The following is a 20672-nucleotide window of genomic DNA, read 5'->3' as shown; positions in this document are numbered from 1 at the left end:
CGTCCAGGATGCCGGTTGCCGGCCTCCCGCGAGACGACGCGCCGCGAAGCCGTGCAGGAGCCATCCATGTCGCGCGATACTCAACCCGGAGGCCTGACCCGCCGGAGCACCATGGCGGGCGCCGCCGCCCTGGGCCTCGTCGCGGGCCGGGCCGGCGCGCAGGAGACCGCCGAGGCCACCGGGATCGTCTCCGCGCGCGATGCGGCCGGCGGGGACCCGGCTCCGTTGCCGGGTGTGCTGGTGTCCAACGGTCGCGAGGTCGTGCGCACGGACGATCAGGGCCGCTACCGCCTGCCGATGTCGGGCGACGGGGCGGTCTTCGTGATCAAGCCGCCGGGCTACGCCCTGCCGCGCGACGCCGACAACGTGCCGCGCCATTCCTACATCCACCAGCCCGGGGGCACGCCCGCCGAGCTGGGCCTGCGCTATCGCGGGCTCGCGCCCACCGGGCCGCTCCCGGCCTCGATCGACTTCACCCTGACCCGCGTGGACGAGACGACGGACTTCGACGTCGTGCTGTTCACCGATCCCCAGCCCGAGAGCCGGTTCGAACTCGACCATGTGCGGGACACGGCGGTCGCCCGCGCCATGGCGATCCCGGCGGCCTTCGGCCTGACCACCGGCGACGTGCTGTTCGACGACCTGTCGCTCTACGGGCGGTCCAACCGCATCGTCGGGCGGATCGGTCTGCCCTGGTACAATCTGCCGGGCAATCACGACCTCAACATGCAGGCGCCGGACGCGCGCTACAGCCGCGAGACGTGGAAGCGGGTGTTCGGCGCGCCGACATGCGCGTTCCGGCACGGCCGGGCCTGGTTCGTGATGCTCGACAACGTCGAGTGGCTCGGACCGCCCGTGCCGGTGGGCGCCAACACCTATCGAGGCCGGATCGGCGAACGCAGCCTCACCTTCCTGCGCAACCTCCTGGCCGAGATCCCCCGGGACGACCTGATCGTGCTGGCCATGCACATCCCGCTGCACACCGACACCGCGCCGGACGATCCGCGCAACACCACCACCGACCGCGCCGCGCTCCTCGAGCTGCTCGCCGGCCGCAAGGTTCTGAGCCTCGCCGGCCATACCCACACGACCGAGCACCATTACCTCGCCGACGGGCACCACCATCACGTGCTGACCGCCGTCTCGGGCTCGTGGTGGAGCGGTCCCGACGCCCGCACCGGCATCCCCTCCGCCGACAGCCGCGACGGCACGCCGAACGGGTTCCACGTCCTGTCGATCCGCGGCGCCGACTACACGTCGCGCTACGTCGCCGCGCAGGGTCAGCCGGACGAGACCATGCGGATCCTGTTCGAAAGCGAGTTGCGGGCCGGCGCGCCGGAGGTGGTGCGCTGGACCCGGCCCGTGCAGGGCCTCCGGCCGCCGGTGCCGCAGGACGCGCTCCCCGACACGACCCTGGTGGTGAACGTGTTCGACGGCGGTCCGCGTACGCACCTCGCGTTCCGGGTCGGCGAGGCGCCGGCCCGGCCGATGGCGCGCACCCGCCGCCTCGACCCGTTCGTCACCGAGCTCTACGAGCGCTACCCGGAGACCAAGAAAAGCTGGGTGAAGGCGACGCCCTCGACCCATATCTGGACGGCGCGGCTTCCGGACGATCTCGCCCCTGGGGCCCACCGGGTGATCGTGGAGGGGACGGACGAGTACGGCCGCCCGATCCGCGGCTGCACGGTGCTGGAAGTCACCGGCGAGCGCAGCCGCGGCTGAATCCGGGCGCCGCGTGCTCGGCGGCGCCCGTGCGGGTCACGCCGCCAGCTGGCGGGCGCCGTGGCCGCCCTCCTGGATCTCCTCGATGACCTTCGCGCAGAAGGCGTCGAGGTCGCCCGGGTTGCGGCTCGTGACGATGCCGTGATCGGTCACGACTTCCTTGTCGTGCCAGCGGCCGCCGGCATTGATCACGTCGGTCCGGATCGAGCTGAACGAGGTCAGATCGCGGCCCTTGGCCGCGCCGGTCTCGATCAGCAGCCACGGGGCGTGGCAGATCGCGGCTACGACCTTGCCGGATGTGAGGAAGCTCCTGATCACGTCGAGCGCCCGGGGCTCCAGCCGGAGCTTGTCCGGGTTGATCTGACCACCCGGCAGGACCAGGGCGTCATAGGATGCGGGATCGACCTGCTCCAGATCGGTATCGACCGCGACCTCCTTGCCCCAGTCGGTCTTGTCCCAGCCGCGGATCGTACCCTTGCTCTGGCGCGATTGCGGGGCGGCGACGGTCACGGCGGCGCCGGCCTGGGCCAGCTTGGCCTGCGGGACGGTCAATTCGCTCTCCTCGAAGCCGTCGGTGGCGAGGATCAGGATCTTGGCTTGGCGGATGTCGGGCATGGCGGGTGTCCTCTTTGGGGATCTGCCCGGCTAACGGAGGGTCGTTCGCCCTGTTCCTGCGGCCCTCGGCCGCCCGGCCGCGTCCGAAACCGGATGTCGGTGCGGTCAACGGAACTCCCGCGAGGGCGACCCGTTGGTCACCACCCCAACCGCCAGGAGTCGCGTCATGGCCAATCCCGGTCTTCCCGAGCCCACGCCCGGCGACCTGCCGCCACCCCCGCCGGCGCCCGATGAGGAGCCCGATATCGGTCCGACCGGTCCGCGCACGCCTTATCCGGTGAACGATCCGGGGATCGGAGAGCCCGGCGGCCCGGGCTCCGAACCCGACGTCTTCCCGGGCACGCCGACCGATCCCGGCACCCGCATGTGAAATGCTGTCAGTGACCGCCGTGCGAGGTTCGCACGTCGCGCGGCGCGCTGAGGATTTCGGAGAGGCTCGTCACCACGTGGCGGGCCTCTTCGTCCGTGAGGCGAAGCTGAAAGGGCGGTAGCGCGCCGGCCTGGAGGGCGACCACGGCCTGGCCTTCGTCATCGGTGCCGATCTCGATCGCGGACGACGTCACGTCGAGCATTGCGACCTCTTCGTCGCCCATCTCGTCGGCCATGTCGGGCTCGTCCGTGTCGTCGATCGCCGTCAGAAGTTGCCCGACGGCGCGCACCAGCGCCCGAGCGGCGCGGGCATCCATCACCACTGCCGTCGCCTGATCGTCCTTCTGGAAGGACAGCTGGATGTTCGCACCGTCCAGCGAGACCGAGATGCCTGCCATGTATCGTCCAGAGCCACGCGCCTTAACTGCTTGAGCGCATTCCGTATATGCATCGTGAACGCCCGGAATCACAGGGGGCGGGGCCTCTCGGCCGCCTCCCGATCCCGGCCTGCGACGCAGATGATACGCCGCTCATGCCTTGTTGCGGCCGCAGCCTGCGCTTAAATACGTCCTCGGGGGGCTTTTCCACCGAGGCTGACGCTGCTCAAGGTTCAGCGACTCGCGCCCCGCCGCACTGGCCAAATCCAGAAAGACCGTGGTGCATCACGCGGCCCTCGTGCCGCGCGGATGGCCTATGGACGAACGAGGTACACTACGTGAATACCGGCACTGTAAAGTGGTTCAATGAGACCAAGGGCTACGGTTTCATCCAGCCCGACGATGGCGGCAAGGACGTGTTCGTCCACATCTCGGCAGTCGAGCGCGCCGGGATGCGCAACCTGATCGAAGGCCAGCGGATCACTTACGAGATCCTCACGGACAAGCGCAGCGGCAAGGACGCCGCCGGCAACCTGCAGGCGGCCTGACCGTCGCAGGATTTGAAGGCGCCTCACGCGGCTTTCCTTGCGCCAGCCGGTACAGGTGAAAGGCGCGCATGACGCGCGAAGCGGCCGCCCGAAGCGGTTCCCCCTTCCGACGCTGCCATTCCGGGCAAGATCGCCCGGTCCGGGTCGCGTCGGAGGCAATATCCCAGAAACGACGCCGGACGGAGCCAACGTTCGGTCCAGAGAAGAAAAGACACAGATGTTGTTCGAGTTTACACGGCGCCGCGGCGTCCGTTCCCCCGTGACCGATGCGCCGACCTTCCGGGTGGGCAAGCTGGCCCGGGCCAAGACCGCGGAGCAGACCGGGGTCGATGTCAGCGACCTGATCGACCGATCCTACAATTACCATTCCCCGCGCGAGCTGCATTGGCATCTCGCCGAGCGCCTCGGGCTCGCGCCCGGCGCGGTGAAGCTTCGCGAGGCGGCGGCGGCCTGAGAGACCGGACCGCCGGTCTGCGCAGGGCCTCGTCCTCAGACGTCCCAGGCGGACAGGACGGGGTCGCGCAGGCCGACCGGTGCCGCGAGCAACTCGCCGTGCACCGGGTCGGGGCGGTTGTAGAGCGTCGCCGCCCCCCCGAAATCGCAGACCACGCCCCCTGCCTCGCGCAGGACGAGGTCGGCCGCGGCAAGGTCCCAATCGCGGGCATTGCCGGAAATCATCCCGATATCGACCGTCCCGTCCGCCACGCGGGCGAGCCGCAAGGCGAGAGACGGGATCCGCGCGATCACCTCGAAATCCGGTTCCGTACCGGCGCCGCGGGTCAGACGGTCGAGCATCGGCTTCGGGCCGGTGATGCGGGCGCCCGTCAGGTGCTGCCGTGCATCGACGCGGATCGGTTCGCCGTTCCGCGTCGCGCCGCGACCGCGCACCGCCTCGTAATCGGCGTTGCCCACCGGCGCGTGCACGAACCCGATCAGCGGTTCGCCGCCCGACAGGAGCGCAACCGCGATCGACCAATCCGGATGGCCCGACAGGAAGGCCCGCGTCCCGTCGATCGGATCGACGATCCAGACGAGGTCGTGGCCGAGGCGGGCCGGGTCGTCGGCCGTCTCCTCCGACAGCCACGCGGCGCGCGGCACGAGGGCGCTCAGGCGCACCTTCAGGAAGGCATCCACCGCGACGTCCGCCTCGGTCACCGGCGAGCCGCCGGCCTTTGACCAGATGCGGGCCGAAGTCTGACCGCCGAGCCTGAAGAACGGCCGCGCGATGTCGGCCGCCTCGCGCATCACGGCGCGCAGCTCCGGCATCAGGGCGGATACGGCATCGTCGGTGAGAGAGTCGGGCATCGCGCTCCGCGTGGAATCCGTGCGGCCCGCGAGGGCCTTGCTGTCCCGTCCGTCCGGTGACGCGGACGTCCGGGCCCGCCTGGGCTCACCCGCTCGGGCTGAGAAGACCCGGCACGGAGGATCGCGCGCCCGGTCGCCTCGTTGTACGGCGCCTCCCGCAGCGCCACAAGGATGCTGGTTGATCGTTCGATAACGACCGGTCTGGGCAAGGAAATGTTGAGCATTCAAGGAAGCATTGAGCATTCCGCAAATGACAGCGCTGTCCAGATTCGCTTAACGACGGCTCTTAAGCGGTGCGGAGGAGTTCGGGTGCGATTTTGCTTGGCATAACGGACGGCCCGACAGGGACGGCCACTTGCTCCAGGGACTCGGACTGATGAACACTTCCCCGGCCACGGACAAAAGCCACGCAGGACACCCGATGCACGGTGCCGACACCGCGCCCCGTTTCGTCGCTTCGCCGCTTCCGGTGATCGGTCGCGGCGCGGGTGCGCGCCGCGCCGTCGGGATCGCGCTCGCCTATGCCACCGAGGATGCGGAGATCACCGGGGCCGACCGGTTCAGCCTGATCCTGGTGGATGCCGAAGGCGACGTGCTCCAGCGCCTCGGCAGCTTCGAGGAGGACGACGTCGTCGCCGTGTGGCGCGACATCGCGGCGCGGGCCGGACTGACGCGGATGATCGTCCGCGAGGACGGCCTCCTGGTCCCGGTCTCGCAGCAGATCGGCCGGCTGATTCTCGGCCAGGTCCGGATCCGCCGCCGTCATGCAGGCCTCGGCCGCCGCCGCCCGCGGTTCCTGGCCCGCCGCAAGACCGGCCGGCTGCCGGCGCGTCCGCAGATCTTCCGCGGCGAGAACGAGATCATCGCCCGCACCTGAGGGCGCCGACCGCTCTTAGACGAGATTGCGCAGCACGAGGTCGGCGGTGAGGCCGACGAACAGAAGCAGCCCGGCATCCCGGTTCGACCGGAACAGCGCCAGAGCCCCGCGCCCATCGCGTTCCCGCAGCGACAGGACCTGCCAGGCCAGGTGCCCGGCGAAGGCCGCGACGCCCAGATACCCGACGAATCCCGCACCGGCCCCGCGCGCCGCCAGCATCACGAAGGCAGCCGCCAGCGCGTAGCAGAGCCCGACGGCAAGACGCACATGCCGGCCGAACAGGCGCGCCGACGAGCGGATCCCCGCGATCTCGTCGTCCTCGATATCCTGCACCGCGTAGATCGTGTCGTATCCGATGATCCAGCACAGGGCGCCCGCGTAAAGCAGCAGCGCCGGCGGATCGAGGCGGGCGAACACGGCGGCCCAGCCCATCAGCGCTCCCCAGGCGAAGGCCAGGCCCAGAACCGCCTGCGGCATCGGCATGACCCGTTTCATGAACGGGTAGATCGCCACCGGCAGCAGCGAGCAGAGGCCGATGATCACCGCCTCGGCGTTGAACTGCAGCAGGACGGCCAGCCCGATCAGAGCCTGGATCACCAGGAAAAGGGCAGCATGGCGCGGACGGACCTGACCGGAGGGCAGGGGGCGCAGGCGCGTGCGCTCGACCTGCGCGTCGAGGTCGCGGTCGGCGATGTCGTTGTAGGTCGAGCCCGCCCCGCGCATCGCCACCGCGCCGATCAGGAACAGGAGGCAGTGCCAGGGATCGGGAAAGGCCTGATCCGCGGCGATCGCCGCCAGGGCGGCCGACCACCAGCAGGGCAGGAGGAGGAGCCACCAGCCGATCGGCCGATCGATCCGGGCGAGGCGCAGGTATGGACGCCAGGAACGGGGCGCCAGCCGGTCGACCCAGTGACCGGAGACGGCATCGGCTGGCCGCCCGTCGTCAAGCGCCGTCCCGTTCATCGGTCGGATCTCCGGTCGTGCCACACGTGCGTCCCCCATCGCTGCAGAGGGGGGACCCGCGCCGGATCCGTGATCCTCTCAGACGATCTTACAGAGCGCCCTGCGGCAGCTTGAAGCTGCCGGTCAAGCCCGGTCCGCCGAGCAGGCCGCCGCCACCGCCGCCGGCCTGGGCCTGGGCCTGGGCGCGGGCCTGCGCCTCCATCTTGGTCGCCTGAGCGGCGACGCTGCAGATCTTGGTGCGGATGCCGCTGACCTTCACGTGGTCGGCCTTGAAGCCTTCCGCGAAGGAATCCGGGATCGAGCACCATTCCTTGTTGGCGGCGATCCACTTGATGCCCTCGGTGCCGTTGGCCTGGAGCTTCCCGAACAGGGCGCAGGCCTCCTGCGGGGTCATCTTCTTCTTGGACTGCGACGCCGCATTGGCGCGGCCGACCAGTGCCTTGCGCTCGGCCAGGGTCTTCTGGATGGCGCCGCATTCCGGTGCCGCGCTCTGCGCGAACGCGGCGGTACCGAACACGACGGTGCCGACCAGCACCGCCGCCCCCAGCTTCAGACTCCCCTTCGCCATTCCGAGACTCCCTCGACGCCCCTGCCGAATCCGCGAGCGGCCGGCTTTCTTCCGTTCCCCTGGGTTCGCCATAGGATTGTGGCGTCAATCGAGCGGCAAACCGGCTGCGCCATGCACCGGTGGACTGGCTGCCGAAAACCGGGGCTCGTAACCATTCGGCAACACTTTCGGGCGCGCCCCCCCGCGTTGACAGGCTCGCCGCCCCGCGCGACCACGCCGCCATGCCGGCCTATGACTTCACCGCCCCGCGCCTTCACGTCGCGGCCGATCTTGCCGCGGGCGTGATTCTCCCCCTCGATCGCGCCCAGGCCAACTATCTGCTCAACGTGCTGCGCCGGGGGCCGGACGATCCAGTCCTGGTCTTCAATGGACGCGACGGCGAGTGGCGCGCGCATCTGGTCCAGACCGGGCGCAAGGGTGCCGACCTCCACGTCGCCGCACTGACGCGCGCCCAGACGAAGCCGGCCGACCTGCATTATCTCTTCGCCCCGCTGAAGAGCGCGCGCCTGGACTACCTCGCGCAGAAGGCGGTCGAGATGGGCGCCGGGACGATCCGCCCGGTCATCACCCGGTACACGCAGGGCGACCGAATCAACATGGACCGGTTGCGGGCCAATGCCGTCGAGGCGGCCGAGCAATGCGGCATCCTGACGATTCCTGATTGTCCCGACCCCGAGCGTCTCGCCCCGGCCCTGGCGGGGCTCGCCCCCGAGCGGCTCCTGGCGTTCTGCGACGAGGACGCGCCGGTGCGCGATCCCGTGCAGGCGCTGCGGGCGGCCGCCGATCCGCAGGTCCCGCCACCGCTCGCCGTGCTGGTCGGTCCGGAAGGCGGCTTCTCGGAGGAGGAGCGTGCGCTGATCCGGGCGCGGCCGAACACCGTCGCGCTCTCCCTGGGACCGCGCATCCTGCGGGCCGACACGGCCGCGGTCGCCGTGCTGGCCCTGGTGCAGGCGGTCCTCGGCGACGCGCGCTGAAGACGGGCCGGCCTGATCCATGTGTGCCCGCGCACATGAAGGCGTCAGCCCGAACGATTGTTTCCCCGGATCGGACGTGAAGCGGCGCGCCGGCCGAGGCCGCCGCGTTGTGGGTTCCCGGCGGCTCGATTATGTCCCGGAACGGACGCCGCCTGCGCCGCGGGCTCATCGGGGTCGGGGGCGGGTGTCCGCCCGGAGCCCGCTCGCGAGAGCGGGTCGATACTGGGTGGATCCGCCGAAGCAGTTCGGCGCGCCCGTTCCAACGCATAAGTCAGACGCACGGGCAGGCAGCGCATGGCGCGCGACAGCAACGACACCACGCCGCTCACCACGCGCGCCGAACTGATCGAATGGTTCGCGGCGGGCGAGAAGCCGCGCGCCCGCTTCGCGATCGGCACCGAGCACGAGAAGATCCCGTTCTACCGGGAGAGCCGGGCGCCCGTCCCCTATGACGGGGATCGCGGCATCCGGGCCCTACTGGAGGGCCTTGCCGGCGAGACGGGCTGGGAGCCGATTGTCGATCTCGGCAACATCATCGGCCTGTCGGCGGAGGCGGGCGGTGCGATCTCGATCGAGCCCGGTGGCCAGTTCGAGCTGTCCGGCGCCGCGCTGCCCGATGTGCACGCCACCGCCGCGGAACTCGCCACGCATCTCGCCGCCACGAAGCGGGTGGCCGATCCTCTGGGAATCGGTTTCCTGACGCTGGGCATGAGTCCGAAATGGCGCCGGGACGAGACCCCGGTCATGCCCAAGAGCCGATACCGGATCATGGCCGGTTACATGCCGAAGGTCGGATCGCTCGGCCTCGACATGATGCTGCGCACCGCCACGGTGCAGGTGAATCTGGATTTCGCCTCCGAGGGCGACATGGTGCGCAAGATGCGCGCATCCCTGGCGCTGCAGCCGGTGGCCACCGCGCTCTTCGCCAACTCCCCCTTCACCGACGGCCGGCCGAACGGCTTCCTGTCGCGCCGGTCCGAGATCTGGCGCGACACCGATGCCGATCGGACGGGGATGCTGCCCTTCGCCTTCGATGCCGGGTTCGGTTACGAGGCCTATGTCGACTGGCTGCTCGACATGCCGATGTACTTCGTCAAGCGGGGCGACACCTACCACGACGTGTCGGGCGCCTCGTTCCGTGACCTGATGGCCGGCAAGCTGCCGCAGCTGCCCGGAGAGTTCGCGACGGTTTCGGACTGGGCCAATCACGCCTCCACCGCCTTCCCCGAGGTCCGGCTGAAGCGTTTCCTGGAGATGCGCGGCGCCGATGTCGGCGATTCCGGCATGATCGCCGCCCAGGCCGCTTTCTGGGCGGGCCTCCTCTACGACGAGGCGGCCCTCGACGCGGCCCTCGACCTCGTGAAGGGGTGGAGCCCGGCCAATCGCGAGGCTGCGCGGGCCACCGCACCGCGCCTCGGGCTCGCGACTCCGGTGGCCAACACCACCCTCGGCGCGGTCGCCGCCGAGGCCCTGGCGATCGCCCGGTCGGGTCTGCGGGCACGGGGCCGCCGCGACGCCGAGGGGCGGGACGAGACCATCTACCTGCAGCCTCTCGAGGCCATCGTCGCGGCCGGCCGGACGCGGGCGGAGGATCTGCTCGCCGATTACGAGGGCCGCTGGGGCGCCTGCGTGCGGCCGGCCTTCGCCGAATGCGTCTTCTGACGCCTCCCTGATCGACCGACGCACCGGGCGCGAATCACGTCCAGAGCGTGCTATTGGAACGTTCCAGCAGGGCGTGTTGCCGCTGGAGGACCGTACCATGACCCGTGTCACCGCCGTCATCCTTCTGGCGATGGCTTCCTTGTCGGCGAGCGGGGGCGCAGGTCAGGCGGCCGATCTGGCACGGTTCGAGGCTCCAGGCCCGGCGCCGGGCCCCGGCCGCTGGCATTACGGGGCGGGCGGACGCAGCGCCGGAACCGTGGCGGCCCGCGGGCGTCCGCAATACAGCTACTATGGCGAGTACGGTTATCCCGCACCCTTCGGTTACGGCTATGCCTACGCGCCGGTGCCGAGCCACGGCTTCGACTACGGCTATTCCGGTCCGCGCTATCTCTGGTCTGCACCAGACAGCTATTACGGGCCTGCCTTCGGTTATTACGAATGGTGAGCGGATCCGCTGGCTTCGCGGGCCGGCGATGCCTATGACGCGCCGGGTGCCGGTCGCTCTGCCGGTCGCTGCGCCGGTTCGGGAGCTTGCGGCGTGCGGGACGAAGATCCGGATTGCGTCGATCTCGACCTCAGCGGGCTGAAATGCCCCCTCCCGGTCCTGCGCACGCGCAAGGCCCTGCGAAGCCTTCCTGCCGGCCGCACGCTGGTGGTGACGTGCACGGATCCGCTGGCTGCCCTCGACATCCCGAATCTCGTACGGGAGGAGGGCGCGCGCCTCGACGCTGTCGAGCGGCGCGCGGAACGCCTGCGCTTCCGCATCACCGTGTCCGCAAGGCCGCCGCATTCCTGAACGATCCGTGAGCCTTCCAGGGGCAAGGCAGGATCGGTATGGCACCGCGGATCGGGGGCGTGCGCCTCGTGCACGACGGTTGGGCGCGCTACCTCGTGGCCGAGGTGATGCAGGAGGACGGAACCCGCCTCACGCGGGAGATGGAGGATCACGGCCGGGCGGTCGCGGTGCTGCCTTACGATCCGGAGCGGCGGGTCGCCACGCTGGTCTCGCAGTTCCGGGCGCCGGTCCTCTACTCGGGGGGGCCGCCGAGCCATATCGAGGTCCCGGCCGGCCTCCTCGACGAGGGCGCCTCGGAGGACGAGGCGCGGCGCGAGGCCCTGGAGGAGACGGGGTTGCGCTTGGGGGCGCTCGACTTCGTCGCCAGCGCGTGGTCGATGCCGGGCATCTCCACGGAGCGGATGGACCTGTTCCTCGCCGCCTACGGCGAGGCCGACCGGACCGGAAGCGGCGGCGGCCTCGCCGCGGAGGGCGAGGCCGTGGCGGTGCATGAGATCCCGCTGCCGGAGCTGGCCGCCATGGGCCGCCGCGGCACGATCACCGACATGAAATCGCTGACGCTTCTGTTCGCGCTCCAATTGCGGCGGCCGGACCTCTTCGAGGCGACGCGCTGAGATCAGCCGGCGCGCCGCCCCATCTGCTCCCGCATCGCGAGGCCGATGAAGCGCCAGGACTTGATGAAGTAGCGGCGGAACAGCCGCCGCGGCGCCTGCAGGAACCGGTAGATCCATTCGAGGCCGAGGCGCTGCATCAGCTGCGGCGCGCGCGGCAGGAACCCGGCCGCGACGTTCAGGGCGTCGCCGACGCAGAACACCACCGGTTCACCGAGCGTCTGGCCGTGCCGATCCACCCAGATCTCGGATTTGGGCGCGCCCACACCCATCACCAGCAGTGTCGTACCGTGGGCGCGGATCCGCTCCGCCAGCGCGCGGCTGTAGGCCGCATCGTGCTCGAAGCCGAAGGGCGGGACTGCGCTGGCTACGGCGCCGGCCGGAAGGCCCGCCGTCTGCAGGCGAAGGGCCAGGGCGTCCGCCGCATCCTTGCGGGCGGAGACGAAGAAGACCCGCTGCGCGAAGGCCGGCGGATCGGCGAGGACGCAGCCGAGGAGATCGTGCCCGGTGATCCGATGCACGGGCCGGCGACAGGCCCTCCGGGCCAGCCAGACCAGCGGCATCCCGTCGAGGGTCCTGGCCGCCGCACGCGCGTAGGCCTCGCGAAAGGGGGCATTCTCGCTGAGCTGGACGACATGATCGACATTCGCCGTGACGATCATCCGGGGCCGGCCGTCTCGCCGGGCCGCGACGGCGGCCACGAGGGCCGCGACGGGTCCGGTGTGAAACTGGTATCCGAAGAGTTCGACGGTCGCCTCCGCCTGCGGCGACCCGGACGCCGCGCAGGCGGGGCCGCTCACCGTGTGTGCTTCCCCGCGGACCGGATCCATGGCGCCGAGGTAGAGGCTCATCTCTCCGATGTCACGCATCGGCGGCCCGGAAGCTGGCCGCCGGCCGAGTGGCGGCGCGCAGGGTGCGGCGACGGTCGCTGTCGGCGCCGAGGAGCAGGGCGATGCCGCCGCCGAGCAGCAGGCCGAGGATCAGGGCCACCGGCAGGACGATCTTGGGCGACGGCGGGAAGGTCCGCTGGCGCGCGGGTGTCGCGGCCGAGATGATGCGGACGTTGGTGGTGTTGAGCCGCTCCTGCTCGCTCGCCTCGCGGGCGCGCTTCAGGTAGGCCTCGTAGATGCCGCGGCGGGCCTCGAGAGTCCGCTCCAGTTCGCGCAGACCGACATAGGCCCGGTCGCTGCTCGCCGTCTCGGTCTTCACCCGGTCGAGATTCGTCCGGATCGCCGCCTCGCTCGCGGCGGCGCGGTCGTAATCCTTCTGGGTCGTCTCGATGATCCGCTCCTTCTCGCGCTGGATCAGGCGCTGCAGGTCGCGCTGCTGGGCGTATTGCTCGGCCATGGCCGGGTGGCGTTCGCCGAGGCGGGTGGCGAGCTCCGCGGTGTTGCGGGACAGCGTGGCGTATTGCTGCCGCAGAGCCTGCATCTCCAGGGATTGCAGCATCTCCGGCAAAGCGGTGCTGGGATCCGACGAGCGCATCCGGCGCGCCTGATCGAGGCGCGACTTGGCCTCGGCGGTCTTGATCGAGGCGGTAACGAGCTGCTGATTGAGGTCGCCGAGCTGCTGGTCGGTGAGCAGGCGGCCGCTGGCCGCCACGAGCTTGTGATCCTCACGGTAGCGCACCACCGCGCCCTCCGCCTGCTCGACATCCCGCTTCAGGCTGGCGAGCCGTCCGGCCAGGGCGCTGGACGCGCGGCGCGCGGTCTCGGTGCGGGCCGCCGCTTCTTCGGCGAAGTAGGCGTCCCCGACGGCGTTGGCGATGCGCGCGGCCTTCTCGGGATCGCGGGACTGCACCGCGACATCGATCACGAAGGTCCGCTCGGCCCGCCGGACGGTGAGCCGGTTCTGAAGCGTGTCGAGAGCGGTGATGACCGGATCGCGACTCGCCGCCGGCGGAAGCATGCCCAGAGCGCCCTTCACCCAGGTGAGGGTCGGGTTGTTGCCGTCCGGCAGGACGAACTCGTCGTCCTGATCGAGGTGGAGCTTGGCGATCACCCGGCGCAGGACGCTGTCGGACTGGATCACCCGCACCTGGCTCTCGGCGATCGAGACGCCGCTGTCGGCCTGGGGCTGGCGCGCGTTCACGTCGTTCTCGACGACGCGCAGATCGCTCGGATCCACGAGAACCTGGATGCTGGACGTGTAGCGCGGCGGGATCAGGCCGAGCAGCGCCACCGCCACGGCGACCATGAACAGGCCGCCCAGCACGATGAAGCCGCTGCCGCGCCACAGGCGCCGGAGGATCACGCGACCGTCCGTCTGCGGGGTCACCTGCGGCAGCACCATTCGGACGGGCTGCTCACCGCTCATCCGTGTCGAGAAGTCGAACATACGCCTCGCTCCCTGACCTGTCGGGACGGAGACAACCGCCCGCCGCCAACCTCGTCGCCTGTTCCCTTTCTGACCAGCTTCGTGCCGGTCTGGAACAGGTGCTCGCCCGAGGCGCCGTCTTCGTCGGGAGTCCAGCAATCAGCATACCGGACCAGTAGTATCGCCCCGCTGCGGTTCCTGCTTCAGGAAGCCCGCAGATATCGCATACAGACGTAATCCTAACTGTCACGACAATCGAACGTGAAAAGTCTCCGATTTGTTGGGGACTACGCAGGCCGCCTCAGGCGCTGCGGTCGCATGCGACAATTGACTCCAACGGTGCGTAGGCTGTCGGGTCGCCCGACAGGAAGCGTTGAAAGCGCAGCCCGTCCTCGGCCGCTGTGGCGTTCCAGCACGCCACGTTGGCCCGGCTTGCCGCCGCCGCGCGGGTCAGACCGCCATCCCGGAGCCAGGCGGCGATGGTCCGAGCGGCGCCGTCCGGATCCTCCGGCCGGATCAGCAGGCCGGACGTCCCCAGCACCTCACGGAACACCGGGTCGTCCGGCGCCACGACCGGCAGGCCGCCATGCTGGACTTCCAGGAGCGGCAACCCCAGCCCCTCCGCCTTGGAGGTCGAGACCAGCAGGTGGCACGACCCCACGAGGGCCCGCAGCTCCGCGTCGGCGAGGTATCCGTGCCGGTGCAGGAACGGCGGTGGTGCCTCCAGGAAGTCGTGCCGCCCCCATCCGACCCGGCCAACGAGATGGAGTTCCGCCGGGATGCCGGCGCGGATCAATGCCGCCGTCAGGGCGAGGGTCGCCGGATAGTTCTTGCGCGGTTCGATGGTCCCGATGGCGAGGAGCCGCAGCGTTGCGCCGGGCTCGTAGGCCGCCGGCCCCGGCAGGTCGGCCAGGCCGAAGGCGTCGCGGACGGCGGGTCGCAGCAGGGCGACGCGGGCATGCTCCGCGCAGAGGGCGCGCACGGCCGCGCCGGTGGTGCGGCTGTTGACGAACAGGTTCGGACACCAGCGCAGGGCGAGGGCGAAGCTCGGGCTCATGTAGATCCGGCTGCGCAGGCTCAGATCCGCCTTCCGCGTGAGCAGGAAGGTGTCGTGGACGTAGAGCAGGCACCGTGCCGCCGCGATGGCGCAGAGCGGCCCGGGCGGGAAACCCGGGAACAGGAACAGGGCGTCCCTGTCCGTGAGCGCCCGCGCGGGAAGGCCGATCTGCTGGGCGGCGATCATGCCGGGCAGGGAGCCGGCGGTCACCGGCCGCACATTGTGCGGGGCGAGCTTCTCCGGGGCGAACAGGTCCAAGGTGACCCGCTCGATCCCCGTGACATGGGCCCGCAGATGGGTCTGGTCCAGGTAGATCCGCCGCTGCGCCATGCCGGATTTCGCCTTGTGGTCCGTCATGGCACCCTGCGCCGCAGCGTGCCGGCCAAGTACAGGCACCGCCGCACGAAGAGCGGCATCCGGCGGCCGAACACCATCTGCTTGGCCCGCCGCAGCCGGCGCACGAGCGGAGGCGAGACCGCCGGGACAGTGCCGGTCGCGCCCATCCGCAGATCGGCCGCGAAGGGGAAATGCCCGAGCATCGCGGGGGCGAAGCGCGGATGGGCCGCGCCGTCCCCCAGGCCCTGCCGCCGGAAGACCGCCTCCAGCGACAGCGCCGCCGCGGCCGGGCTGTAGCGGCTCTCCAGGGCGATCCGCGCGAAGGCGCCGAGGCGGGTGCGGGTCGCCCGGTCATCGACCAGGGCGGCCAGGGCGTCGGCGAGGGCGCCGGGCCGCATCGGCACGAGGCGGCCCGAGACGCCGTCGATCACCGCCGAGGTCAGCCCGGCGGTGCGGTAGGCCAGGGTCGGGACCCCGCACAGGCCGGCCTCGATGGGCGTCTGTCCGAGAGTCTCGTGGCGGCTCGCGGTGACGTGGAGGTCGCAGGCGCCGTACCACGCCGCCAGCATCGCCTCGTCCGCGATGAGGCCGGGCGCGAACAGGTTCGCGATCCCGAGCCGGGCCGGATCGTCGAGGCGGCCGATCGCCACGACGCCGACGCCCGGTTTTGCCACGGCCTGAAGCGCCGCCCGGAGATCGGCAAAGCCCTTGTCGGGCCCGTCGACGATGACCGAGGATACGAGGATCAGCACGTCATCGGGGGGCAGGCCGAGCCGGGCGCGCAGGCCGGCGCGATCGCCGGGCCGGAAGACGGCGGTCGGGAAGGCGAGGCGGATCGGCTCGACCACGGTGCCGGGCGGCGCGAGTTCGCGAGCCCGCGCCAGCGTCCAGTCGGAATTGGCGAGAAGCCAGGGAGCCGGAGATCGGGCCGGGGATCGCACTTCGGGCCCGACCGGGGCGCCGGCGAGCACAGCGCGTTTGCGGTCGTGCATGCCGGCGATCCGGCCGGGGGCCAGTTGCGGATACTCGTCGGGGGTGGGGCAGGCCGCATCGCAGCCGATCGCGGCGCGGCCGCACGCGCGCGGATGGGCGCACCGGCCCGTGAGGGGGAAGAGGTCGTGCAGCACGAGGCCGACCGGTCCCTGCCGGGCCAGACGGCCGACGACGTCGAGGCTGCGGGTGGCGCCGTGCAGGTTGCCGGCCAGGACGAGATCCGGTGCGGTCGCCGCGATCGCGGCCTCGGCCGGGGGGAAGACGTCGCGCCACTCGGCGGCCTCGGGACGGCCGCTCAGGGTGACCTCCGCGATCCGGTGACCGGCGAGAGTCAGTGCCTCGGCGAGCCGGCGCTGGGCCACGCCGGCCCCGCCCTGGGTGCCCGTCCCGGTGAGCGAAACGATCGACAGACCGCTGGCGGGCGGAGGAAGGTCCGAAAGCAGCCTGTGGAGCAGGGCGGGACGACCGATCAGGCTGCGCCGGTTCTCGGATGTCGTCGACCAGGCGGCCCCCTCGTTCAGCATGCCGTCGGCGTCGAGGACCGCATGGTCCGCCAGCCCGTCGCGCCGCCAGAGGATCCCGCCCCCCGCAGACCTGCGGCCACCGGCTTCCGCCGCACGATCGGGCCCGTCGAGGCCCCGGACGGCGTGGTCGAACAGGACGCGCAACCCCGCGACCGCGTCGACCTCGGCGAGCGAGGCCTCCAGCGCCAGAGCGATCAGCGCACCCGGGGCGAGCAGGTCGCCGGCAGCGAGCCAGAGCAGATGATCCGGACCGGGATCGGTCAGGATCCGCTCCACGGCCGCGCGTCCGGTCGTGGGCGCCAGCACGTCGTGTCGGAACTCCGGATAGTCCTGGCGCAGGACCGACGCGACGGTCCCGGCCAGGGCGGCATCCGCGTGGGCCACCGTGATGATCCGGATCCGCGGCCAGGGGCGCCCGTCGGGCAGCGACCGCGGACGGGCGGGTCCGGGGGGGCTGCGCCCGTACGGCCAGCCGGCGACGCCGTGGGGAGGCGGTGACATGTCTGCGGCCTCGGTCACGGCGGCTCTGGCGGCGGCTTGGGTCTCGTGCGGGGCGACAGAGTGGACGGGAAGGTTGAAGATTGCCTCTCGGGGCCGGCGGCGTCTCAGCCCATCACCCGGATCCGCGCCGGACCGGCCTCGATCCGGCCGATGCGGGCGGCCGCCGGGTAGCCCGCCGATCGGATGCGCGCGAGGAGCGCGTCGGCCCGGTCGGCCGAGCAGGTCACCAGCAACCCGCCCGAGGTCTGCGGATCGGTGAGGATGTGGCGGCGCCAGTCCGGAAAACCCTCCGGCAGGTCGACCGCCTCGCCGAACGCCGACCAGTTCCGGTGCGAGGCACCGGTGACGGCGCCGGCGCGCGCCAGCGCCTCCGCCTGCGGCAGCAGGGGGAGGGCGTCGGCCTCGAGGGTCAGCGTGAGACCGGCGCCGCGGGCGATCTCCAGCCCGTGGCCCAGGATGCCGAAGCCGGTCACGTCGGTGAGAGCGTGGACGGCGGGCTCGGCGGCTAGGTCGGGTCCGATCCGGTTGAGCAGCGTGGTGGTGGCGATGAAGTCGCGGTAGCCGGCGTCGTCCAGGGTCTCCCGCTTGATCGCCGCGGAGTAGACCCCGACCCCGAGGGCCTTGGTGAGCAGGACGGCATCTCCCGCCATCGCGTCGGCGTTGCGTCGCACCGCCTCCCGGCGGCAGGTGCCGATCACCGCGAGGCCGTAGATCGGCTCGGGGGCATCGATCGAGTGGCCGCCCGCCACCGGGATGCCGGCCTCGGCGCATTGCTCTGCGCCGCCGCGCAGGATCCGCGCGACCACCTCCGGGTCGATCTTGCCCAGGGGCATCCCGAGGATCGCGAGCGCGAAGAGCGGCCGGCCGCCCATGGCGTAGACGTCCGAGATGGCGTTCGTCGCGGCGATCCGGCCGAAATCGACGGGGTCGTCCACCATCGGTGTGAAGAAATCCGTGGTGGCGATGATGCAGGTGCCGTCCTCCAGCTCCCATACGGCCGCATCGTCCGCCGTCTCGTTGCCGACGAGGAGCCGCTCGAACGGCCCGGCCGCCGGCTGCTGGGCGAGGAGCTGGCGCAGGGTGGCGGGGTCGAGCTTGCAGCCGCAGCCGCCGCCATGGGCAAGACTGGTCAGGCGGGGGGCATCGGTCATCGCTGATCTCCGTTCCGGACGTCCTGGGACCATGGCGACTCAGTAGCGCGTCGTCAGCGCATTGAGCCAGTCCGGCGAAGCCGCGACGGCCGCAGCTTCGACCTGCTTGTCGAGTCCCGTCAGCACCAGCAGGCCGAGGACCACCATCACGGCGCCCAGCGCGGCCTTCGCGGCCCGGCCGGCCGCGGCGAGGCCGCCGCGCCAGCGCAGCAGCGCCTCGCGGGAGACGAAGCCGAGGAGCATCAGCGGGGCCGCGGCCCCGATCCCGAAAGCCAGCATCGTCAGGGCGACGCTCCCGAGATGCTCGCCCCGCGCCGCCATCAGCGAGGCCGCGCCCAGGGTCGGTCCCACGCAGGGGCTCCAGGCGGCGCCGAGCAGCAGGCCCACGGCGAACTGGCCGGACAATCCGCCGGAGCCGAAGCCGCCGAAGCGTTCCTCCGCCCAGGCGCCGACCGGGCCGGCCGCCGTCGCGACCCGGGCCTGGAGCCGCGGCAGCATCAGCACCACGCCCAGAAGCAGGAGGAGAACCGCGCCGGCGCGCCGGAACGCGTCGCCGTCCAGGCCGATGGTGAAGCCGATCGTGGCGACGAACAGCCCGATCGCCGTGAAGGCGATCGCCAGCCCGCCGGCTAGCGCCACCGGGCCGAGGCGATGCTCCGCGGCCGCGGTGCCGAGCACGATCGGGATCAGCGGCAACACGCAGGGCGAGAGCACCGACAGAAGCCCGGCCAGGAAGGCGAATCCGACCGTTCCCAGCATGCCCTCGCGCTCCCGATCCCGTTCGCCCTGCGGAGGTCTCCTCCGTGCCGCGCGGGCGGTCAACGCGCCAGGCGGCCGCGGGCGTGCGGGAACAAGGCGGCGGCCAGCCGATTTCGGCGGCAGTCCGGTGGCGTTCCCGGGCGAGGCGGAGCAGACCGGTGACCATCTTCTTCACGGGCGACACGCATTTCGGCGACCCGCGGGCACTGCGCTTCGACCACCGGCCCTATCCGGATCTTGAGGCCCACGATGCCGGGCTGGTCGCGGCCTGGAACGCCGCGGTCTCGCCCGGCGACACGGTCTGGCACCTCGGCGACTTCGCCCTCGGGCCGAGCGGGGACCGGATTCGCGAGATCCTCGCCGGGCTGAACGGCGAGAAGCACCTGATCGTCGGCAACAACGACGGGCCAGAAACTCTGGATGCACCCGGCTGGACGTCGGTTCGGCACTACGCGGAAATCGAGGTCGAAGGCCGCATGGTCGTGCTCTGCCACTACGCGTTCCGCACCTGGAACGGCATGAGCCGGGGTGCCCTCAACCTCCACGGGCACAGCCACGGCAAGCTCAAGCCAATGCCGAAGCAGTACGACGTGGGCGTCGACCCGATGGGGCCGGCACCCGTGCCGCTCTCCGCAATCCTCGCGTCCCGCCGGCGTCGGGGGCGGTGAGTCGGGGCGGAACTTTCACGTCAGCTTCACCGTTTCAGCGGACAGGAAGGGAGTGGACTCGTGCCGCTCCGAGAAACCCGGCCGGTCCGCCTTCGGAGTGGCCATCCCAAACCGTGTGTGAGTGTTGAAGTGAGTGCCATGTCGGTCACTCTGACCCGTTGCCTCGCCAGCCTCGTGGCAGGCCTCGTGATGACTTCCGCGGCGTCGGCTGTGCCGGCCTGCATCGAAGCCCAGCGCAAGGTCGACGAGGCGAATGCCCTGCGCTTCCAGGCGCGTCAGGAGGCCCGTCTGGGCGATCATGACCGCGTCTGCGACACGCTCGATGAAGTGGGCGACCGCTACGACGATGCCCGCGACGCCTTCGAGCGATGCGGCGAGGGCGTCGTGGCGATCGATCTCCGCAGCGAACTGCGGGGCCTGCGGATCGCCAAGAAAATTAACCGCTGCGATTGATCGGGTGCGCATCCGCACCTCGGACGTCCCGTTCCTGCAGCATCACCCCGTCACGCGCGACGCCGGTCGCCGAAAAGGTTCTGCGCCCATGACCCCCGCCACGCTTTCGAACGACATCGAGCCCGCCGTCGTCCGCACCGGCCCGTCCTTCGCGGCCGCCCTGTGCGGCTTCGTCAGCACCACCGTCGCGACGACGATGCTGCTCATGCTGATCGGTGCGTTCTGATCAGGGCGCGACCGACCAGAATCGCTGACGGTTGAACAACATATCCTGGGAGCCGACCTTCGGTGCCGGCTCCGTCCGCCGCCCGCAATCGGGTTCGGCCGGCTTCGTGACGGCCGCGAGCGTCGTGTGGGCCGGCACGGGTATCAGGCCCAGGCGCGTCTGAACCTCGGGCTGCCGCGCCGCCGCGATGGTCAGCACGCAGGCGATCAGGCCGCCGGCAACAGTTCCGAGAACGAAATTCAACATCGGGCCTGGGATCCGGGGCCCGATTCCTTTGGGCCACACAGCGTCGTCGATAAGC

At 71.0% G+C, this 20672-nt stretch carries 25 protein-coding genes; 13 read left to right on the top strand and 12 right to left on the bottom strand.

Features of this window, described 5'->3' with window-relative positions; genetic code table 11:
- Positions 1 to 66 precede the first annotated feature (66 nt).
- Positions 67 to 1722 carry a calcineurin-like phosphoesterase C-terminal domain-containing protein gene (locus GGQ91_RS01385; RefSeq protein ID WP_182591203.1) on the top strand — a complete coding sequence of 552 codons (1656 nt, stop codon included), beginning with the start codon at positions 67 to 69 and terminating at the stop codon, positions 1720 to 1722.
- A 36-nt stretch (positions 1723 to 1758) separates the two neighbouring features.
- Here the strand turns inward: GGQ91_RS01385 and GGQ91_RS01380 are convergent, their stop codons facing one another.
- Positions 1759 to 2337: a type 1 glutamine amidotransferase domain-containing protein gene (locus GGQ91_RS01380; protein WP_043353091.1), complete on the bottom strand. Its 579-nt coding sequence runs from the start codon at positions 2335 to 2337 to the stop codon at positions 1759 to 1761.
- 166 nt (positions 2338 to 2503) lie between these two features.
- Here GGQ91_RS01380 and GGQ91_RS01375 point away from each other — a divergent pair, with 166 nt between their 5' ends.
- Positions 2504 to 2707, top strand: a complete 204-nt coding sequence (locus GGQ91_RS01375) for a hypothetical protein (protein ID WP_043353093.1) — start codon at positions 2504 to 2506, stop codon at positions 2705 to 2707.
- Positions 2708 to 2714: 7 nt separating this feature from the next.
- On the opposite strand, the gene GGQ91_RS01370 is transcribed toward GGQ91_RS01375, so the two are convergent.
- Positions 2715 to 3104 (bottom strand): hypothetical protein, encoded by a 390-nt coding sequence (locus GGQ91_RS01370; RefSeq protein WP_043353095.1) that lies wholly within the window; start codon positions 3102 to 3104, stop codon positions 2715 to 2717.
- Between the two features lie 317 nt (positions 3105 to 3421).
- On the opposite strand from GGQ91_RS01370, the gene GGQ91_RS01365 reads away from it, so the two are divergent.
- Both GGQ91_RS01365 and GGQ91_RS01360 read left to right on the top strand, forming a co-directional pair.
- Positions 3422 to 3631, top strand: coding sequence for a cold-shock protein (locus tag GGQ91_RS01365; protein ID WP_010682786.1), 210 nt, complete (start codon positions 3422 to 3424; stop codon positions 3629 to 3631).
- Positions 3632 to 3848: 217 nt separating this feature from the next.
- A complete protein-coding gene (locus GGQ91_RS01360) occupies positions 3849 to 4085 on the top strand; it encodes a hypothetical protein (protein ID WP_043353097.1) in 237 nt (78 codons plus the stop codon).
- 35 nt (positions 4086 to 4120) lie between these two features.
- On the opposite strand, the gene GGQ91_RS01355 is transcribed toward GGQ91_RS01360, so the two are convergent.
- Positions 4121 to 4936, bottom strand: a complete 816-nt coding sequence (locus GGQ91_RS01355; RefSeq protein ID WP_043353099.1) for an inositol monophosphatase family protein — start codon at positions 4934 to 4936, stop codon at positions 4121 to 4123.
- Positions 4937 to 5357: 421 nt separating this feature from the next.
- Between GGQ91_RS01355 and GGQ91_RS01350 the strand changes: the two genes are divergently transcribed.
- Positions 5358 to 5813 (top strand): DUF6101 family protein, encoded by a 456-nt coding sequence (locus GGQ91_RS01350; RefSeq protein ID WP_182591202.1) that lies wholly within the window; start codon positions 5358 to 5360, stop codon positions 5811 to 5813.
- 15 nt (positions 5814 to 5828) lie between these two features.
- On the opposite strand, the gene ubiA is transcribed toward GGQ91_RS01350, so the two are convergent.
- Together ubiA and GGQ91_RS01340 are read right to left on the bottom strand one after the other, a co-directional pair.
- Positions 5829 to 6776, bottom strand: coding sequence for a 4-hydroxybenzoate octaprenyltransferase (gene ubiA / locus GGQ91_RS01345; RefSeq protein WP_043353102.1), 948 nt, complete (start codon positions 6774 to 6776; stop codon positions 5829 to 5831).
- Between the two features lie 88 nt (positions 6777 to 6864).
- The gene (locus GGQ91_RS01340) at positions 6865 to 7344 is read right to left on the bottom strand and encodes a hypothetical protein (protein ID WP_043353104.1); all 480 of its coding nucleotides are present in this window, start codon (positions 7342 to 7344) and stop codon (positions 6865 to 6867) included.
- A 221-nt stretch (positions 7345 to 7565) separates the two neighbouring features.
- On the opposite strand from GGQ91_RS01340, the gene GGQ91_RS01335 reads away from it, so the two are divergent.
- From GGQ91_RS01335 to GGQ91_RS01315, 5 genes are all read left to right on the top strand, one after another.
- The gene (locus tag GGQ91_RS01335) at positions 7566 to 8318 is read left to right on the top strand and encodes a 16S rRNA (uracil(1498)-N(3))-methyltransferase (RefSeq protein ID WP_182591201.1); all 753 of its coding nucleotides are present in this window, start codon (positions 7566 to 7568) and stop codon (positions 8316 to 8318) included.
- A 294-nt stretch (positions 8319 to 8612) separates the two neighbouring features.
- Positions 8613 to 9980 carry a glutamate--cysteine ligase gene (locus GGQ91_RS01330; protein WP_043353108.1) on the top strand — a complete coding sequence of 456 codons (1368 nt, stop codon included), beginning with the start codon at positions 8613 to 8615 and terminating at the stop codon, positions 9978 to 9980.
- Between the two features lie 97 nt (positions 9981 to 10077).
- On the top strand, positions 10078 to 10425 hold the full coding sequence (locus tag GGQ91_RS01325) for a hypothetical protein (RefSeq protein WP_053611124.1): 348 nt from the start codon (positions 10078 to 10080) through the stop codon (positions 10423 to 10425).
- A gap of 93 nt (positions 10426 to 10518) precedes the next feature.
- Complete coding sequence (locus GGQ91_RS01320) at positions 10519 to 10776, top strand: sulfurtransferase TusA family protein (protein WP_043353112.1); 258 nt, start codon at positions 10519 to 10521, stop codon at positions 10774 to 10776.
- Positions 10777 to 10814: 38 nt separating this feature from the next.
- Complete coding sequence (locus tag GGQ91_RS01315) at positions 10815 to 11390, top strand: NUDIX domain-containing protein (protein WP_043382695.1); 576 nt, start codon at positions 10815 to 10817, stop codon at positions 11388 to 11390.
- A 2-nt stretch (positions 11391 to 11392) separates the two neighbouring features.
- Here GGQ91_RS01315 and GGQ91_RS01310 read toward each other — a convergent pair whose 3' ends face one another.
- From GGQ91_RS01310 to GGQ91_RS01285, 6 genes are all read right to left on the bottom strand, one after another.
- Entirely contained in the window at positions 11393 to 12238 is an 846-nt protein-coding gene (locus GGQ91_RS01310; RefSeq protein WP_236961732.1) for a WecB/TagA/CpsF family glycosyltransferase, read from the bottom strand.
- 10 nt (positions 12239 to 12248) lie between these two features.
- Positions 12249 to 13724, bottom strand: coding sequence for a GumC family protein (locus GGQ91_RS01305; RefSeq protein ID WP_043760326.1), 1476 nt, complete (start codon positions 13722 to 13724; stop codon positions 12249 to 12251).
- A 280-nt stretch (positions 13725 to 14004) separates the two neighbouring features.
- A complete protein-coding gene (locus GGQ91_RS01300) occupies positions 14005 to 15117 on the bottom strand; it encodes a glycosyltransferase (protein WP_182591200.1) in 1113 nt (370 codons plus the stop codon).
- Positions 15114 to 17114, bottom strand: coding sequence for a glycosyltransferase (locus GGQ91_RS01295; RefSeq protein ID WP_182591199.1), 2001 nt, complete (start codon positions 17112 to 17114; stop codon positions 15114 to 15116). The genes GGQ91_RS01300 and GGQ91_RS01295 overlap by 4 nt, the downstream gene beginning before the upstream one ends.
- A 104-nt stretch (positions 17115 to 17218) precedes the next feature.
- Complete coding sequence (gene selD, locus GGQ91_RS01290) at positions 17219 to 18265, bottom strand: selenide, water dikinase SelD (RefSeq protein ID WP_043760332.1); 1047 nt, start codon at positions 18263 to 18265, stop codon at positions 17219 to 17221.
- A gap of 39 nt (positions 18266 to 18304) precedes the next feature.
- Complete coding sequence (locus GGQ91_RS01285; RefSeq protein ID WP_043760334.1) at positions 18305 to 19024, bottom strand: cytochrome c biogenesis CcdA family protein; 720 nt, start codon at positions 19022 to 19024, stop codon at positions 18305 to 18307.
- A 158-nt stretch (positions 19025 to 19182) separates the two neighbouring features.
- Between GGQ91_RS01285 and GGQ91_RS01280 the strand changes: the two genes are divergently transcribed.
- The 3 genes from GGQ91_RS01280 to GGQ91_RS01270 all read left to right on the top strand — a co-directional run bounded on the left by GGQ91_RS01280 (position 19183) and on the right by GGQ91_RS01270 (position 20371).
- A complete protein-coding gene (locus GGQ91_RS01280; protein WP_182591198.1) occupies positions 19183 to 19692 on the top strand; it encodes a metallophosphoesterase family protein in 510 nt (169 codons plus the stop codon).
- A 138-nt stretch (positions 19693 to 19830) separates the two neighbouring features.
- The gene (locus GGQ91_RS01275; RefSeq protein ID WP_043355560.1) at positions 19831 to 20145 is read left to right on the top strand and encodes a hypothetical protein; all 315 of its coding nucleotides are present in this window, start codon (positions 19831 to 19833) and stop codon (positions 20143 to 20145) included.
- Between the two features lie 4 nt (positions 20146 to 20149).
- Entirely contained in the window at positions 20150 to 20371 is a 222-nt protein-coding gene (locus tag GGQ91_RS01270; RefSeq protein WP_139231596.1) for a hypothetical protein, read from the top strand.
- Here the strand turns inward: GGQ91_RS01270 and GGQ91_RS01265 are convergent, their stop codons facing one another.
- Positions 20372 to 20617, bottom strand: a complete 246-nt coding sequence (locus GGQ91_RS01265) for a hypothetical protein (protein WP_043355558.1) — start codon at positions 20615 to 20617, stop codon at positions 20372 to 20374.
- Between the last annotated feature and the right edge of the window lie 55 nt (positions 20618 to 20672).

The sequence above is a fragment of the Methylobacterium fujisawaense genome (assembly GCF_014138435.1).
Lineage (GTDB): Bacteria > Pseudomonadota > Alphaproteobacteria > Rhizobiales > Beijerinckiaceae > Methylobacterium > Methylobacterium fujisawaense.
Note: the sequence above shows the minus strand (reverse complement) of the source record. Positions and strands in the feature narration are given on the sequence as shown.